Source organism: Pseudomonas sp. GV071 (assembly GCF_003050835.1).
Lineage (GTDB): Bacteria > Pseudomonadota > Gammaproteobacteria > Pseudomonadales > Pseudomonadaceae > Aquipseudomonas.
This window is the reverse complement of the sequence record NZ_QAOJ01000003.1, coordinates 78,722-92,862: the sequence shown is the minus strand read 5'-3', so window position 1 is coordinate 92,862 and position 14,141 is coordinate 78,722. Positions and strand designations below refer to the sequence as shown.

The 14,141-nt window shown below is 61.2% G+C and carries 14 protein-coding genes; 10 read left to right on the top strand and 4 right to left on the bottom strand.

The annotated features are described in order from the left end of the window. The first annotated feature begins 21 nt into the window (after positions 1-21). Positions 22-693 carry a response regulator gene (locus C8K61_RS06970; RefSeq protein ID WP_108095485.1) on the top strand — a complete coding sequence of 224 codons (672 nt, stop codon included), beginning with the start codon at positions 22-24 and terminating at the stop codon, positions 691-693. Further along, entirely contained in the window at positions 686-2,065 is a 1,380-nt protein-coding gene (locus C8K61_RS06965; protein ID WP_108095484.1) for a sensor histidine kinase, read from the top strand. Before C8K61_RS06970 ends, C8K61_RS06965 begins: the two co-directional genes overlap by 8 nt. A 77-nt stretch (positions 2,066-2,142) precedes the next feature. Here the strand turns inward: C8K61_RS06965 and C8K61_RS06960 are convergent, their stop codons facing one another. The 3 genes from C8K61_RS06960 to C8K61_RS06950 all read right to left on the bottom strand — a co-directional run bounded on the left by C8K61_RS06960 (position 2,143) and on the right by C8K61_RS06950 (position 4,797). Further along, the gene (locus tag C8K61_RS06960; protein WP_108095483.1) at positions 2,143-2,901 is read right to left on the bottom strand and encodes an ABC transporter substrate-binding protein; all 759 of its coding nucleotides are present in this window, start codon (positions 2,899-2,901) and stop codon (positions 2,143-2,145) included. Between the two features lie 69 nt (positions 2,902-2,970). After that, positions 2,971-3,807: an HDOD domain-containing protein gene (locus C8K61_RS06955; RefSeq protein WP_108095482.1), complete on the bottom strand. Its 837-nt coding sequence runs from the start codon at positions 3,805-3,807 to the stop codon at positions 2,971-2,973. Positions 3,808-3,855: 48 nt separating this feature from the next. After that, entirely contained in the window at positions 3,856-4,797 is a 942-nt protein-coding gene (locus C8K61_RS06950) for a folate-binding protein YgfZ (protein WP_108095481.1), read from the bottom strand. Positions 4,798-4,918: 121 nt separating this feature from the next. Here C8K61_RS06950 and C8K61_RS06945 point away from each other — a divergent pair, with 121 nt between their 5' ends. Further along, a complete protein-coding gene (locus C8K61_RS06945; protein ID WP_108095480.1) occupies positions 4,919-5,173 on the top strand; it encodes a succinate dehydrogenase assembly factor 2 in 255 nt (84 codons plus the stop codon). Then, positions 5,157-5,594, top strand: a complete 438-nt coding sequence (locus C8K61_RS06940) for a protein YgfX (RefSeq protein WP_108095479.1) — start codon at positions 5,157-5,159, stop codon at positions 5,592-5,594. Before C8K61_RS06945 ends, C8K61_RS06940 begins: the two co-directional genes overlap by 17 nt. On the opposite strand, the gene nadB is transcribed toward C8K61_RS06940, so the two are convergent. Continuing rightward, the gene (gene nadB / locus C8K61_RS06935; protein ID WP_108095478.1) at positions 5,563-7,179 is read right to left on the bottom strand and encodes an L-aspartate oxidase; all 1,617 of its coding nucleotides are present in this window, start codon (positions 7,177-7,179) and stop codon (positions 5,563-5,565) included. The two genes, C8K61_RS06940 and nadB, sit on opposite strands and share 32 nt — an antisense overlap. Before the next feature lie 373 nt (positions 7,180-7,552). Between nadB and rpoE the strand changes: the two genes are divergently transcribed. The 6 genes from rpoE to lepB all read left to right on the top strand — a co-directional run bounded on the left by rpoE (position 7,553) and on the right by lepB (position 14,098). Further along, positions 7,553-8,134 carry an RNA polymerase sigma factor RpoE gene (rpoE, locus tag C8K61_RS06930; protein ID WP_108095477.1) on the top strand — a complete coding sequence of 194 codons (582 nt, stop codon included), beginning with the start codon at positions 7,553-7,555 and terminating at the stop codon, positions 8,132-8,134. Positions 8,135-8,165: 31 nt separating this feature from the next. Further along, positions 8,166-8,768, top strand: a complete 603-nt coding sequence (locus C8K61_RS06925; protein WP_108095476.1) for a sigma-E factor negative regulatory protein — start codon at positions 8,166-8,168, stop codon at positions 8,766-8,768. An 8-nt stretch (positions 8,769-8,776) separates the two neighbouring features. Continuing rightward, the gene (locus C8K61_RS06920) at positions 8,777-9,724 is read left to right on the top strand and encodes a MucB/RseB C-terminal domain-containing protein (RefSeq protein WP_108095475.1); all 948 of its coding nucleotides are present in this window, start codon (positions 8,777-8,779) and stop codon (positions 9,722-9,724) included. A 123-nt stretch (positions 9,725-9,847) separates the two neighbouring features. Then, a complete protein-coding gene (locus C8K61_RS06915) occupies positions 9,848-11,284 on the top strand; it encodes a DegQ family serine endoprotease (RefSeq protein WP_108095474.1) in 1,437 nt (478 codons plus the stop codon). Between the two features lie 154 nt (positions 11,285-11,438). Then, positions 11,439-13,238, top strand: coding sequence for a translation elongation factor 4 (gene lepA, locus C8K61_RS06910; RefSeq protein ID WP_108095473.1), 1,800 nt, complete (start codon positions 11,439-11,441; stop codon positions 13,236-13,238). 5 nt (positions 13,239-13,243) lie between these two features. Continuing rightward, on the top strand, positions 13,244-14,098 hold the full coding sequence (lepB, locus tag C8K61_RS06905) for a signal peptidase I (protein WP_108095472.1): 855 nt from the start codon (positions 13,244-13,246) through the stop codon (positions 14,096-14,098). Positions 14,099-14,141 lie beyond the last annotated feature (43 nt).

The following is a 14,141-nucleotide window of genomic DNA, read 5'->3' as shown; positions in this document are numbered from 1 at the left end:
GCTGCCTTGTGGAGAACCTGCGTGCGCATTTTGCTGGTCGAAGACCACCCCCAATTGGCCGATAGCGTGGCCCAGGCGTTCAAGGCCGCCGGCTGGACGGTGGACGTGCTGCACGACGGCGTGGCCGCCGACCTGGCCCTGAGCAGCGAGGACTATGCCCTGGCCGTACTCGACGTCGGCCTGCCGCGCATGGACGGCTTTGAGGTGCTGGCGCGCCTGCGGGCTCGCGGCAAAACCCTGCCAGTGCTGATGCTGACCGCGCGCGGCGAAGTAAAGGATCGGGTGCATGGCCTGAACCTGGGTGCCGATGATTACCTGGCCAAACCGTTCGAATTGAGTGAGTTGGAAGCTCGGGTCAAAGCCCTACTGCGCCGTAGCGTGCTGGGCGGCGAACAGCAACAGCGCTGTGGCCCGCTGCTGTATGACCTGGGCACCCGCCGGTTCAGCTTGAACGACGAGGTGCTGACCCTGACCTCGCGCGAGCAGTCAGTACTGGAGGTACTGATCGCCCGACCCGGACGAGTGATGAGCAAGGAACAGTTGGCCGCGCAGGTGTTCGGCCTGGACCAGGACGCCAGCCCTGATGCCATCGAGATCTACGTATACCGCCTACGCAAAAAACTGGAGGGCAGCACGGTACGCATCGTTACCTTCCGCGGCCTGGGTTACCTGCTGGAAAGCCAGGATGCGTGAAGTCGGCAGCCTGCGTGGGCGGCTGCTGCGGCGTCTGGCCGCGCTGTTCGCCCTGTTGCTGTTGATCGGTAGCCTGAGCGCCTACTGGAACGCCCGTGAAGCTGCCGATACCGCCTACGACCGCACCTTGCTGGCCTCGGCGCGAGCCATTTCCGCTGGCATGTATGAGGACGACGGCAGTCTGCGCGCGGATGTGCCCTACGTGGCGTTGGATACGTTTGCCTACGACAGCGCCGGGCGGATTTTCTATCAGGTCACCGATGTGCAGGGAAAGCTGATTTCCGGCTACGAGAGTCTGCCCGACCCGCCGCCGAAAACCCCGCGCACCGATGACTATCCGGCGCTGGCGCGCTTCTACGACGCCACCTACCAAGGCGTCGATGTGCGCGTGGTCAGCCTGCTGCGGCCGGTCAGCGAGCCGACGATCAATGGCACCGCAGAAATTCGTGTGGCGGAAACTGAGGAGGCGCGCGAGCGCCTGGCCCGTGGCCTGTTGGTGGACTCGCTGTGGCGCCTGGCGCTGCTGTCGCTGGCGGCCCTGGTGCTGGTGTGGTTCACCATCAGCGCGGCGCTGCGCCCGCTCAATCAACTGCGCAATGCTGTCGCCGAGCGGCAACTGGATGATTTGCGGCCGCTGCCGGTGGTGGCTACCGCGCGCGAACTGATGCCGCTGGTGGAAGCGCTGAACCAGTTCACCGAGCGCCTGCGCGGGTTGTTCCAGCGCCAAGCCGACTTTATTGCCGAGGCCTCCCATGAACTGCGCACGCCATTGGCGGCGCTAAAGGCGCGGGTGGAGCTGGGCTTGCGCGAACAAGACCCGCAACGCTGGCAGCAGACGCTGCGCGAAGCGGCGCAGAACACCGACAACCTCACCCATCTGGCCAATCAGTTGCTGTCCCTGGCGCGCATTGAAAGTGGCGCGCGGGCGATTGCCGAAGGCGGCGCCGAGCAGATCGACCTCAGCCAGCTGTGCCGCGAACTGGGTATGGCCTTGGCGCCGCTGGCCCACTCCAAAGGCATCGCCCTGGCCCTGGAAGCCGAGCAACCGGTGTGGCTGCGCGGCGAACCGACCTTGCTCAATGAGCTGCTGAGTAACCTGGTGGACAACGCCCTGGCGCACACCCCTAAGGGCGGCAACGTGATTTTGCGTGTGCTTGCGCCGGGCGTGCTGGAAGTGGAAGACGACGGCCCCGGCATTCCGGCGGACCAGCGTGACAAAGTGTTCCTGCGTTTTTACCGACGTAACCCGCAGGCGGGTGGGGCGGGGTTGGGCTTGGCGATTGTCGGCGAGATTTGCAAGGCGCATCAGGCGACGATCAGCCTGCATGACGCGGCGCAGGGTGGGTTGTTGGTGCGGGTGGCGTTCGTTTAAACCACGCGGACGGCTTTTGTAGGGTGTGGCATGCGCACCAAGGCGTTTACTCCGAAATCGCTACGGCTCTATCCATCCTACGGCGCGAGGGACAGCGGCTCCTGGCCTTCCATCAGATAGTGGGCGACCTTGCCGCTGTCGCGCAGTTGATTGAGGCCCTGGTTGAAGCGTTCGATCAACTCGGCATTGCCCGGCACCGCCCGTGACAGCATCAGGTGCAGGGTGTCGCTGCGCAGCGGTTTGGGGCTGAAAGTCAGCTGCGCGCGTTCGGCGGCGCTGAAGTGCTGGTGCAGCATGTCGAAGGCGACGGTCTTGTCCATCGGGAACACGTCGATGCGCCCGGCCAGCAGTTGGCGCAAACCCAGTTCTTCATTGGTCTGCCGTCGCACGCTGAGGCTACCGTCGGCTTCGGCCTGCTGGAAGGCGCTGCCATAGTCATAGCCAATGGCGCCGCCGATCTGCAGGCCTTTGAGGTCGTGCACGGTGGTCCAGTTGAGTGGGTGATCTTTGCGGTGGAACAGGTAGAAGCTGCTATCCACCACGGGGTCGCTGACGTAGAAGTCTTTGTCCCGTTGTTCGCTGCGCAGCCACACGGCGGTGCCAGCGCGCTGCCCGCGTTGGGCCAGCATCAGCGAGCGGGCCCAGGGGTAGAAATCCCATTGCACGGTGATTCCTTCCAAGGCAAAGGCCTCGGCGACGATGCGCGAGGCGATGCCTTGATGGGGCAGGGTCTGCCCCAGGTAGGGCGGCCATTCGCCGTTGGTAAGGCGAACGTCTTCGGCAAGCGCCGGGGCGGCGCTGAGCCACAAGCAGATGCACAACCCCAGAATGCGCATAGGTCGATCCCCATCCAAGCCATGCGGCTCAGCATAGTGGCAAATCGCCGTGACTGCTTGGTGACGCTGTTACTGCAGCATGCTCATGGCCGCTTCCATGGCAGCGGACAGGTCTTCGTCGGCATTCAGGTCGGCGCTTGGGTCCAGGCCGAGCTTGGCGAAGGCCGGAATCTGCGACCAGTCGAGCTGGGTGTACGGGTGCTCGCTGCCCAGGTAGCTCTGCAGCGTGGCCACTTGCACGATGTCGACGTAATCGACCTTCGGCGAGTTGCGGGTGAAGTCCAGGTACTGGCTCGGCAGAATGGCAATGTTCTCGGGGAAATCCCACGCCTTGAGGATTTTGTCGCCAATGATCGGGTGAATTTTCTCGATCACATGGTTGAGGCTGATGGAGTCGGACAGCAACTCATCGTGTTCCTCGGCGTAGGTGAGAATCGGCAGCACGCCAATCTGGTGGATCAGGCCGGCGAGGGTGGCCTGGTCCGGCATCAGGCGGGTGTAGTGACGGCACAGAACGTGGCTGATACCGGCGATTTCGGTGCTCTTGTTCCACACTTCGCGCATTTTGCGGTCGACCACGTCGGAGGTGGCCTGGAACATCTGCTCCATCGCCAGGCCGGTGGCCAGGTTGCAGGTGTAATTGATACCCAGGCGGCCGACGGCCATCTGCAGGTCAGTGATTTCCTTGTTGGTGCGCAGCAGCGGGCTGTTCACCACCTTGATGATGCGCGCGGTGAGGGCAGCGTCATTGCCGATCACTTTGCTCAGCTGGGGGATGCTGATGTCCGGGTCTTCGGCGGCTTCGCGAACTTTCAGGGCCACCTCGGGAAGGGTTGGCAGCACCAGTTCATCGTTGTCGATGGCCTGAATCAGTTCATGTTGGACTTTGTCAGCAAGTTTGCTCATGGACGTTTCTCTAAGCGCCGAAGACGCTTGGCGGAGGAAAAAATGGGGTTAACGCTGGATCTCGCGATCCGAATTCAAGGTGTAGGGCAGGTCCAATAACTGCAGGGCCGGGCCGGTTTCGCTACCAAGATGAATCCGTCCATCACTGACGGCATCTTCCTGCAATACCGCGAGCAGTTCCACGCCCGTTTCGCTTTGTGCAGCCAATACCACCTCACCGACGCTGGAGCGGTGCACCGGAGAAAACAATTCGCTGGCCACCGCGGGCAGCTCGGCGCCTTCCAGGCTCAGGCGCTGCAGGCGGCGTTTGAGCTTGCCCAGGTACTGCATGCGCGCCACGATTTCCTGGCCGGTGTAGCAACCTTTCTTGAAACTCACGCCGCCCACGGCCTGCAAATTGATCATTTGCGGGATAAACAGCTCGCGGGTGGCACCGAACACTTGGCCGATGCCGGCGCGCACCTGGGCCAGCAACCAGGTGTTGAGCGGCTGTTCCGGCAGTTTGCTGCGGATTTGTTGCAGCACCTCGGCGCTGATGGCTTGGTTAGCCCAGAGCTCGATACGGCCGTCTGGCAGGCGGATGGCGAACAGATTGTCACCACGGGCAACCCCGTCGGCTTCGGTGGGCAGCAGCAGGCCGAGCTCGCTGAGCAGCTCGTCGGCGTTGTGCAGGCCCAGGCGCAGCCACGCGGCGCTGTCATCGCTGAGGGTCGATTTAGAGAATACGGCGTACTTTTTCAGGTCGCTGAGTTGTGACTCGAGCAACTCGCTGGCCAGCGCCAACAGGTAACCATCGCCTTCACTGACAATGCGGAAGCTCGACAGCATGCGGCCCTTGGGGGTGCAGCGGGCGCCGAGGCTGGCATTGCTGTCGCTGAGGTAATTGAGGTTACAGGTGACCTGGCCTTGGAGAAATTTGCTGGCGTCGGGGCCGCGAACGGCGAGAACGCCTTCGTGGGACAGCGTGCAGAAAAAAGCAGAATCGGCCATGGGGGATCGCTGATTGAAAGTCTGGGGGCTAATCATAGGGCCCTGCCTTGAGCTTGTCAGCGGGTGCCGGTAACGGCGTGGCGCCGCTATACTGCCGGCCTATTTTGCAGGAGCCGCTTTAATGGTCGACGAAATTGAACTGAACCGCCTGTTCTGGCACAGCCGCCGCGGCATGCTGGAGCTTGATGTGCTGCTGGTGCCCTTCGTACGCGAAGTCTACCCGACCCTGGATGACGCAGACCGCGAGCGCTATCGCAAACTGCTGGAATGCGAGGACCAGGACATGTTCGGCTGGTTCATGCAGCGCGGCGAACCGGAAGATGCCGATCTCAAGCGCATGGTCCGGATGATTCTGGACCGTGTCCAGCCCAAGTAAGACCTTCGAATGCCGCTGGCAGGCCTCACGGCGACTGGCGGTGTTTTCCTTCGGCGCACACCTGTGCGCTCTGGTCGCCTTGCTGACGGCGGCCCTTCCTTTCTGGGCAACTGTGCTGGGCGTGGCGCTATGGGCGGTTCACGCCGGCTGGGCATGGCGGCAACGCGCGGCGGGCTTTTGCGCCATTCGCCATGATGCCGATGGCTGGTACCTGGGTTATTCCGATGGCCGCTGGCAGTCGGTGCAACTGCGTCCTGACAGCCTGGCGCTGCCGCCACTGATCGTGTTGCGCTTTCGTCTGCCGGGGCAGTGGTGGGTGCGGGGGCTGTGCATCGCCGCCGACGCGTTGCCGGCGGATAGCCACCGGCAACTGCGTGTGCGGCTGAAATTCACTCGCCGTAGATGGGCGGCACCAGAATAGTGTCGCGTGCTTCGGGCAACTGCTCTGGATAGTCCAGGGTGTAATGCAGGCCGCGGGACTCTTTGCGCTGCATAGCGGAACGAATGATCAGTTCGGCGACCTGGGCCAGGTTACGCAGCTCGATCAAGTCGCGGCTGACCTTATAGTTGCTATAGAACTCGTCGATTTCATCCAGCAGCAGGCGCACCCGATGCTGGGCGCGTTGCAGGCGCTTGTTAGTGCGCACGATGCCGACGTAGTCCCACATGAAGCGCCGCAGCTCATCCCAGTTGTGGGCGATGATCACGTCTTCATCGGAGTCGGTCACCTGGCTGGCGTCCCAGCTCGGCAGGGTAGGGCGCGCGGCGCTGGTCGCGAGTTGCTGAAGAATGTCTGCCGCTGCCGAGCGGGCGTACACGAAACACTCCAGCAGCGAGTTGCTGGCCATGCGGTTGGCGCCGTGCAGGCCGGTGAAGGTGGTTTCGCCGATGGCGTAGAGGCCGGGCACATCGGTGTGGCCATGTTGGTCGACCACCACGCCGCCGCAGGTGTAATGCGCGGCGGGAACCACCGGGATGGCTTCCTTGGTGATGTCGATGCCAAAGCCCAGGCAGCGCTCATAAACAGTGGGGAAGTGGCTTTTGATGAACTCGGCCGGTTTGTGGCTGATGTCCAGGTACAGGCAGTCGACCCCCAGGCGCTTCATTTCATGGTCGATGGCGCGGGCGACGATGTCGCGCGGGGCCAGCTCGGCCCGTGGGTCGAAGCGCTGCATGAAACGTTCTCCGTTGGGCAGCTTGAGCAAGCCGCCTTCGCCACGGATGGCCTCGGTGATCAGGAAACTCTTGGCCTTGGGGTGATACAGGCAGGTGGGGTGGAACTGGTTGAATTCCAGGTTGCCCACCCGGCAGCCGGCGCGCCAGGCCATGGCGATGCCATCGCCACAGGCGCCGTCCGGGTTGCTGGTGTAGAGGTAGACCTTCGCCGCACCGCCGCTGGCCAGCACGGTGAAGCGCGCGCCATAGGTGTCGACCTCACCGCTGTTGCGGTTCAGTACGTAAGCGCCCAGGCAATTGTGGCCAGGCAGGCCGAGTTTACGTTCGGTGATCAGATCGACCGCGACGCGCTGTTCCAGCAGTTCGATATTCGGCCGCTGACGGGCCTGGGCCAGCAGGGTATTGAAAATCGCCGCGCCAGTGGCATCGGCGGCATGGATGATGCGCCTATGACTGTGGCCGCCCTCGCGGGTCAGGTGGAATTCGAAGCCTCCGTCTTCACGCGCTGTTTCATCGTCGCGGGTGAACGGAACGCCTTGCTCGATCAGCCATTCGATGGCTTCGCGGCTGTGTTCGACGGTGAAGCGCACGGCGTCTTCACGGCATAGGCCGGCGCCGGCATCAAGGGTGTCGGCAACGTGGGATTCGACGGTGTCGTCGGTATCGAGCACAGCGGCAACGCCACCCTGCGCCCAATAAGTTGAACCATTTGTGAGGTCGCCTTTACTAAGCACCGCAATGCGCAAATGGCTAGGCAGAGTAAGGGCTAGAGTAAGGCCGGCAGCGCCGCTACCGATGACCAGAACGTCGTGCTGAAAATGTTGGCTCATGTTCGAATTCCACGAGAAGCGGCCACTAGTATATAGACGGGGCCGGCTGCACAATAGCGCGCTTATGACGGCCAACAGGCCCTGGGAACTTTCTTAGACTTCCAGGTTCCATAGGCAGTCACCCAGATGGGGACAATGCCGTTTGGGTTGTATCGAGAGCGGCATGTCGCGCACTCATTACAACTAAACCGGTGACAAGATTATCCGCGCAGCCGGCGCGTTGGTCGTGCTGCGCGATTCCGTGCAAGACAAAAGAATATGTGTGCGGAACGTGTTTGGAGGGGAGAACTTTTGCGCAAGACCCGAGTCTATCTTGGCAAGTTGATTCACTTGCTGGAACGGCATTCTCTCCGAACTCAATTGAGGAGTGTTCATGCTTACCCAGGAAGATGATCAGCAGTTGGTCGAGCGGGTGCAGCGTGGCGACAAACGAGCTTTTGATCTGTTGGTGCTGAAGTATCAGCACAAGATTCTCGGGTTGATAGTGCGTTTTGTGCACGATCCTCATGAAGCTCAGGATGTTGCCCAGGAAGCTTTTATCAAGGCTTTCCGTGCACTGGCTAACTTTCGCGGTGACAGCGCCTTTTATACATGGCTGTACCGCATCGCCATCAACACGGCGAAGAACCACCTGGTGTCGCGCGGTCGGCGGCCCCCGGAAAGTGATGTAAGCGCTGAAGATGCGGAGTTCTACGAGGGCGATCACGCACTCAAGGACATCGAATCTCCAGAGCGGTTGATGCTACGCGATGAAATTGAAAACGCCGTGCATCGAACCATCGAACAATTGCCAGAAGATTTGCGCACCGCGCTAACTTTGCGAGAGTTCGACGGTCTGAGTTACGAAGACATTGCCAGCGTCATGCAATGTCCAGTAGGTACTGTACGGTCGCGGATTTTCCGTGCTCGTGAGGCCATTGATAAAGTCCTGCAACCTCTGTTGCAGGGAGCCTGAGACAGCGGCGCTAGCCAAGAGAGGAATCGCCATGAGTCGTGAAGCCCTGCAAGAATCGTTGTCCGCCATTATGGATAACGAGGCGGACGAGTTGGAGTTGCGCCGTGTGCTCAGCGCCAGCGATGACGCTGAATTGCGCTCGACTTGGGCGCGCTACCAAGTAGCTCGTGCAGTCATGCACAAAGACCTGCTGGTGCCGAACCTCGATATCGCTGCGGCGGTATCCAAGGCGCTCGCCGACGAAGCTTCCCCGGTTGCCGCGCCAGTGGCAGCAGTAGCGGGTCGCTGGCGTGGGCTGGGTCGTCTGGCGGTCGCCGCTTCGGTGACCCTGGCAGTGCTGGCTGGTGTGCGTTTGTACAACCAGGACGAAGTGATGGGCACCCAACTGGCCCAGAACAACGTTCAGCCGACCCTGCCGATGCCGCAAGTTCAAGGCGCTGCGCTGCTGGCCGGTTACACCGAAAGCTCCGAGCCGGTATCGGCTCAGCAGTCCAAGGCCGTGCGTCCAAGCCAGCTGAACTGGCATGAACAACGTCTGCCTGGTTATCTGCGTCAACACGCACAACAGGCAGCGATGAGCGGTTCTGACAGTGTTCTGCCTTATGCGCGTGCTGCAAGTCTGGAAAACCGCTGAGGAGGATCATGCGCGGACTTTCCTACCTGGTTCTGCTAGGTGGCGTACTGGCCCTGCCAGTGCACGCCACCGACGCGCAAGATTGGCTGGGCCGCCTCGCTGAGGCGGAACAGCAACAGAGTTTCCACGGTACGTTCGTCTATGAACGTAACGGCAGTTTTTCCACTCACACGATCTGGCATCAGGCATCTGGTGGTGCCGAAGTGCGCGAGCGCCTTTTGCAGCTCGATGGTCCGGTGCAGGAAGTGCTGCGAGTAAATGGTCGCGCGGAGTGTGTCAGCGGTGGCTTGGCCGATTCGGTTGCCGATGGTCAGAACTGGCCGGCGCGCGCCCTCGACGCAAAACAGCTGGCTGCCTGGTACGACTTGCGCATTATTGGTGAGTCGCGCGTTGCCGGTCGCGACGCCGTGGTGCTGGCAGTGTTGCCGCGTGACCAGCATCGATATGGCTTCGAACTCCATCTGGACCGTGAAACTGGTCTGCCGCTGAAGTCCCTGCTGTTGAACGAGAAGGGCCAGTTGCTCGAGCGTTTCCAATTTTCCAGCATCGATATGAACGCCCCTGCCGAGGCAGACCTGAAACCAGGTTCCACCTGCCAGCCGGTGCGTTTCGCTGAAAGCAAAAACGTTGATCCCAAGGCCTGGCACTCCGAATGGCTGCCGCCTGGTTTTGCCCTGAACAGCGCCGTGGAGCGCCACAGTGTGGTGAATTCCGAGCCGGTGGCTTGCCTGATGTATGGCGATGGCTTGGCACGTTTTTCCGTATTTCTTGAGCCACTGCACGGCGCCACCGTGGAAGACGCTCGCACCCAGTTAGGTCCAACCGTTGCGGTATCCAAACGCATCTCCACGACAGCCGGTGATGTGATGGTGACGGTGATTGGCGAAATCCCGTTGGGGACGGCCGAGCGCGTCGCCTTGTCGATGCGCGCTGGGGATATGCAGGCGGCGCAATAAGTCGTCGAGTTTTTCGGGTGCGTGCCCAGGGCATGTGCGCGTTAGCCATAGAGTCGTATGCCGTGCTCCCTGAGTGCGGCAATTCATGTGGTATTTGCTGGTCCTTACTGGGAGCTGAAGTCGATGCTTAGCCTGAAATCTGGCTTATCTGCGTTTCTGACGTTGTTTTTACTCGGGCAGGCTGTGACTGCCCATGCCGAACTGCCTGACTTCACTTCCTTGGTCGAGGCCGCCGCGCCCGCCGTGGTGAACATCAGCACTACGCAAAAGGTGCCGGACCAGGTGGCAGGCAACTCCCAGTCTGGCATCCCCGACCTTGAAGGCCTGCCGCCAGGCTTTCGCGAATTCTTCGAACGTAATCTGCCGCAGCAACCGCGCAACCCGCAGGGGCGTCAGCAGCAACGCGGCGCGCAGTCGCTGGGTTCCGGTTTCATCATTTCCCCAGACGGTTATGTGCTGACCAACAACCACGTGGTCAGCGGCGCCGACGAAATCATCGTGCGTCTGTCCGACCGCAGTGAGCTGAAGGCCAAGCTGATTGGTGCCGACCCGCGCACCGACGTGGCTCTGCTGAAAGTTGAGGGCAAGAACCTGCCGGTGGTGAAAATCGGCAAGTCCGACGACCTGAAAGTCGGTGCCTGGGTGCTGGCCATCGGTTCGCCGTTTGGCTTCGACCATTCGGCCACCGCCGGTATCGTCAGTGCCAAGGGCCGCAGCCTGCCGAATGAAAGCTACGTGCCGTTCATTCAGACCGACGTGGCGATCAACCCGGGTAACTCCGGTGGTCCGCTGTTCAACCTGGCGGGCGAAGTGATTGGTATCAACTCGCAGATCTTTACCCGTTCCGGTGGTTTCATGGGCCTGTCGTTCGCCATTCCGATGGATGTGGCGATGGATGTGGCCAATCAGTTGAAAACCGAAGGCAAGGTCAGCCGCGGCTGGCTGGGTGTGGTGATTCAGGAGGTCAACAAAGACCTGGCTGAATCCTTCGGCCTGGACAAGCCGGCTGGCGCTCTGGTTGCTCAAGTGATGGAAGACGGCCCGGCTGCCAAAGGTGGTCTGCAAGTGGGCGACGTGATTCTGAGCCTCAATGGCCAGCCGATCATCATGTCAGCTGACCTGCCGCACCTGGTCGGTCGCCTGAAAGCCGGCACCAAAGCCGAGCTGGAAGTGATCCGTGAAGGCGCGCGCAAGAAACTCGAACTGACCATCGGCAACCTGCCGGCCGAAGATGGCGAAGTCGCGGCCAACGGTGGCGGCGAGTCGGCCATCGAGCGCAGCAGCAACCGCATGGGCGTGAAAGTCGCTGAGCTTAGCGATGACGAGCGCAAATCGCTGGATCTGAAGGGCGGTGTGGTGATCAAGGAAGTGCAGGACGGCCCGGCCGCCCTGATCGGTCTGCGTCCAGGCGACGTTATCACTCACCTGAATAATCAAGCCATCGACTCGGCCAAGACCTTCACCCAGGTCGCTCAGGCCCTGCCGAAGAACCGTTCGGTGTCGATGCGCGTACTGCGCGAAGGCCGCGCGAGCTTCATTACCTTCAAGTTGTCGGAATGACACGGCAGCGGTAATGCACAGAAGGGCGGTTTTTACCGCCCTTTTTCATGGGCGCCGGTCGGCGGCACGGGTGACGTCCGCGCCGCTGATCGGGTACACTTCCCGGCTATTTTTCGGCGGGCAGTCTGCCTGCGGCCTTTTTGAGTGTTGATCTGTGAGTGACCTGAGTCATATCCGTAATTTCTCCATCATCGCCCACATCGACCACGGCAAATCGACCCTGGCCGACCGTTTCATCCAGATGTGCGGCGGCTTGTCCGAGCGCGAAATGGAAGCCCAGGTCCTCGACTCCATGGACCTCGAGCGCGAGCGCGGGATCACCATCAAGGCCCACAGCGTCACCTTGCATTACAAGGCGCGCGACGGCAAAACCTACCAACTGAACTTCATTGACACCCCCGGCCACGTTGACTTCACCTACGAAGTCAGCCGTTCGCTGGCTGCCTGCGAAGGCGCCTTGCTGGTGGTGGACGCCGGTCAGGGTGTGGAAGCGCAGTCGGTTGCCAACTGCTACACCGCCATCGAGCAGGGCCTGGAAGTCATGCCCGTGCTGAACAAGATGGACCTGCCGCAGGCCGATCCGGACCGCGTCAAAGAAGAAATCGAGAAAATCATCGGCATCGACGCCACCGACGCCGTGGCCTGCAGTGCCAAGAGCGGCATGGGCGTGGATGAAGTGCTCGAACGCCTGGTGGCGACCATTCCGGCACCCACCGGCAATATCGAAGATCCGCTGCAAGCGCTGATCATCGACTCCTGGTTCGACAACTACCTGGGCGTGGTCTCGTTGGTGCGCGTGCGCCACGGCTGCGTGAAGAAGGGCGACAAGATTCTGGTCAAGTCCACCGGCAAGATCCACCTGGTGGACAGCGTCGGTGTCTTCACCCCCAAGCACACCGCCACCGTCGACCTGAAAGCCGGCGAAGTGGGCTTCATCATCGCCGGCATCAAGGACATTCACGGTGCGCCAGTGGGTGACACCCTGACCCTCAGCTCGACGCCAGACGTCGACGTGCTGCCGGGCTTCAAACGTATTCAACCGCAGGTATACGCCGGTCTGTTCCCGGTCAGCTCGGATGACTTCGAAGATTTCCGCGAAGCGCTGCAGAAGCTGACCCTCAACGACTCGTCTCTGCAGTACCTGCCAGAAAGCTCCGACGCTCTAGGCTTCGGCTTCCGTTGCGGCTTCCTCGGCATGCTGCACATGGAAATCATCCAGGAGCGCCTTGAGCGCGAGTACGACCTGGACCTGATCACCACCGCGCCAACGGTAATCTTCGAATTGCTGTTGAAGAATGGCGAGACCATCTACGTCGACAACCCGTCGAAGCTGCCAGACCTGTCGGCCATCGAGGACATGCGCGAGCCGATCGTGCGCGCCAACATCCTGGTGCCGCAGGAACACCTGGGCAACGTCATCACCCTGTGTATCGAAAAACGTGGCGTGCAGCGCGACATGCTGTTCCTCGGTACCCAGGTGCAGGTCAGCTACGACCTGCCGATGAACGAAGTGGTCCTCGACTTCTTCGACCGCCTGAAGTCCACCAGCCGCGGTTACGCCTCGCTGGATTACCATTTTGACCGCTATCAGTCGGCCAACCTGGTGAAGCTCGATGTGCTGATCAACGGCGACAAGGTCGATGCCCTGGCGCTGATCGTGCACCGCGACAACGCGCACTACAAAGGCCGCGCGTTGACCGAGAAGATGAAAGAGTTGATCCCGCGGCAGATGTTCGATGTGGCCATTCAGGCTGCTATCGGCGGGCAGATTGTGGCTCGTACCACCGTCAAGGCGCTGCGCAAGAACGTATTGGCCAAGTGCTACGGCGGTGACGTCAGCCGTAAGCGCAAGCTGCTGGAAAAGCAGAAAGCCGGTAAAAAACGGATGAAGCAAGTCGGCAACGTGGAAATTCCACAAGAAGCCTTCCTTGCAGTGCTCAGGTTGGATGGTTAATCCCTATGTCGTTCAATTTTCCGCTGTTGTTGGTAATCGCTGTGGCTGTCTGCGGCGTGCTGGCCCTGCTTGACCTAGTGTTGCTGGCGCCGCGCCGTCGCGCGGCGATCGTGGCCTATACCGGCCAGGTGAGCGAGGCTGATCAGGCGGTCGTCGATCAGCTCAACCGCGAACCGCTGCTGGTGGAGTACGGCAAGTCGTTCTTCCCGGTACTGGCCATCGTGCTGGTGCTGCGCTCGTTTCTGGTGGAACCCTTCCAGATTCCCTCGGGCTCGATGAAACCGACGCTGGAAGTGGGCGACTTCATCCTGGTCAACAAGTTTGCCTACGGCATTCGCCTGCCGGTGCTGGACACCAAGGTGATCGAAGTCGGCGACCCGCAGCGCGGCGACGTGATGGTGTTCCGTTACCCGAGCGAGCCGACCATCAACTACATCAAGCGTGTGGTTGGTCTGCCGGGCGACAAGATTCGCTACACCGCCGACAAGCAATTGTTCGTCAACGGTGAGTCGGTGGCCAAGAAGCTGTTGGGCGAAGAGCCGGGCTCCCTGGGTAGCGCCACGCTGTACCAGGAGAAACTCGGCGCCGTCGAACACCTGATTCGCATCGAAATGAACCGCTACCGCGCCGACCCCGGCAACGAGTGGACAGTGCCAGCCGGGCACTACTTCATGATGGGCGACAACCGCGACAACTCCAACGACAGCCGCTACTGGAACGATCCGAAGATTCCAAAAGAGCTGCTGGGCATGGTGCCGGACAAGAATATTGTCGGCAAAGCCTTCGCCGTCTGGCTGAGCTGGGCTGATCCGAAATTGCGCAACGTGCCGACTCTGTCACGGGTCGGCCTGATTCACTGATCCGTCAGCGCTGCTAAACCCAGCGCCGCGCGCTATATATAGT

Coding starts and splice junctions, on each gene's coding strand:
- C8K61_RS06965 (WP_108095484.1), top strand. CDS start 686: ATGCGTGAAGTCGGCAGCCTGCGTGGGCGGCTGCTGCGGCGTCTGGCC.
- C8K61_RS06960 (WP_108095483.1), bottom strand. CDS start 2,901: ATGCGCATTCTGGGGTTGTGCATCTGCTTGTGGCTCAGCGCCGCCCCG.
- C8K61_RS06955 (WP_108095482.1), bottom strand. CDS start 3,807: ATGAGCAAACTTGCTGACAAAGTCCAACATGAACTGATTCAGGCCATC.
- C8K61_RS06950 (WP_108095481.1), bottom strand. CDS start 4,797: ATGGCCGATTCTGCTTTTTTCTGCACGCTGTCCCACGAAGGCGTTCTC.
- C8K61_RS06945 (WP_108095480.1), top strand. CDS start 4,919: ATGGTCGACGAAATTGAACTGAACCGCCTGTTCTGGCACAGCCGCCGC.
- nadB (WP_108095478.1), bottom strand. CDS start 7,179: ATGAGCCAACATTTTCAGCACGACGTTCTGGTCATCGGTAGCGGCGCT.
- rpoE (WP_108095477.1), top strand. CDS start 7,553: ATGCTTACCCAGGAAGATGATCAGCAGTTGGTCGAGCGGGTGCAGCGT.
- C8K61_RS06925 (WP_108095476.1), top strand. CDS start 8,166: ATGAGTCGTGAAGCCCTGCAAGAATCGTTGTCCGCCATTATGGATAAC.
- C8K61_RS06920 (WP_108095475.1), top strand. CDS start 8,777: ATGCGCGGACTTTCCTACCTGGTTCTGCTAGGTGGCGTACTGGCCCTG.
- C8K61_RS06915 (WP_108095474.1), top strand. CDS start 9,848: ATGCTTAGCCTGAAATCTGGCTTATCTGCGTTTCTGACGTTGTTTTTA.
- lepB (WP_108095472.1), top strand. CDS start 13,244: ATGTCGTTCAATTTTCCGCTGTTGTTGGTAATCGCTGTGGCTGTCTGC.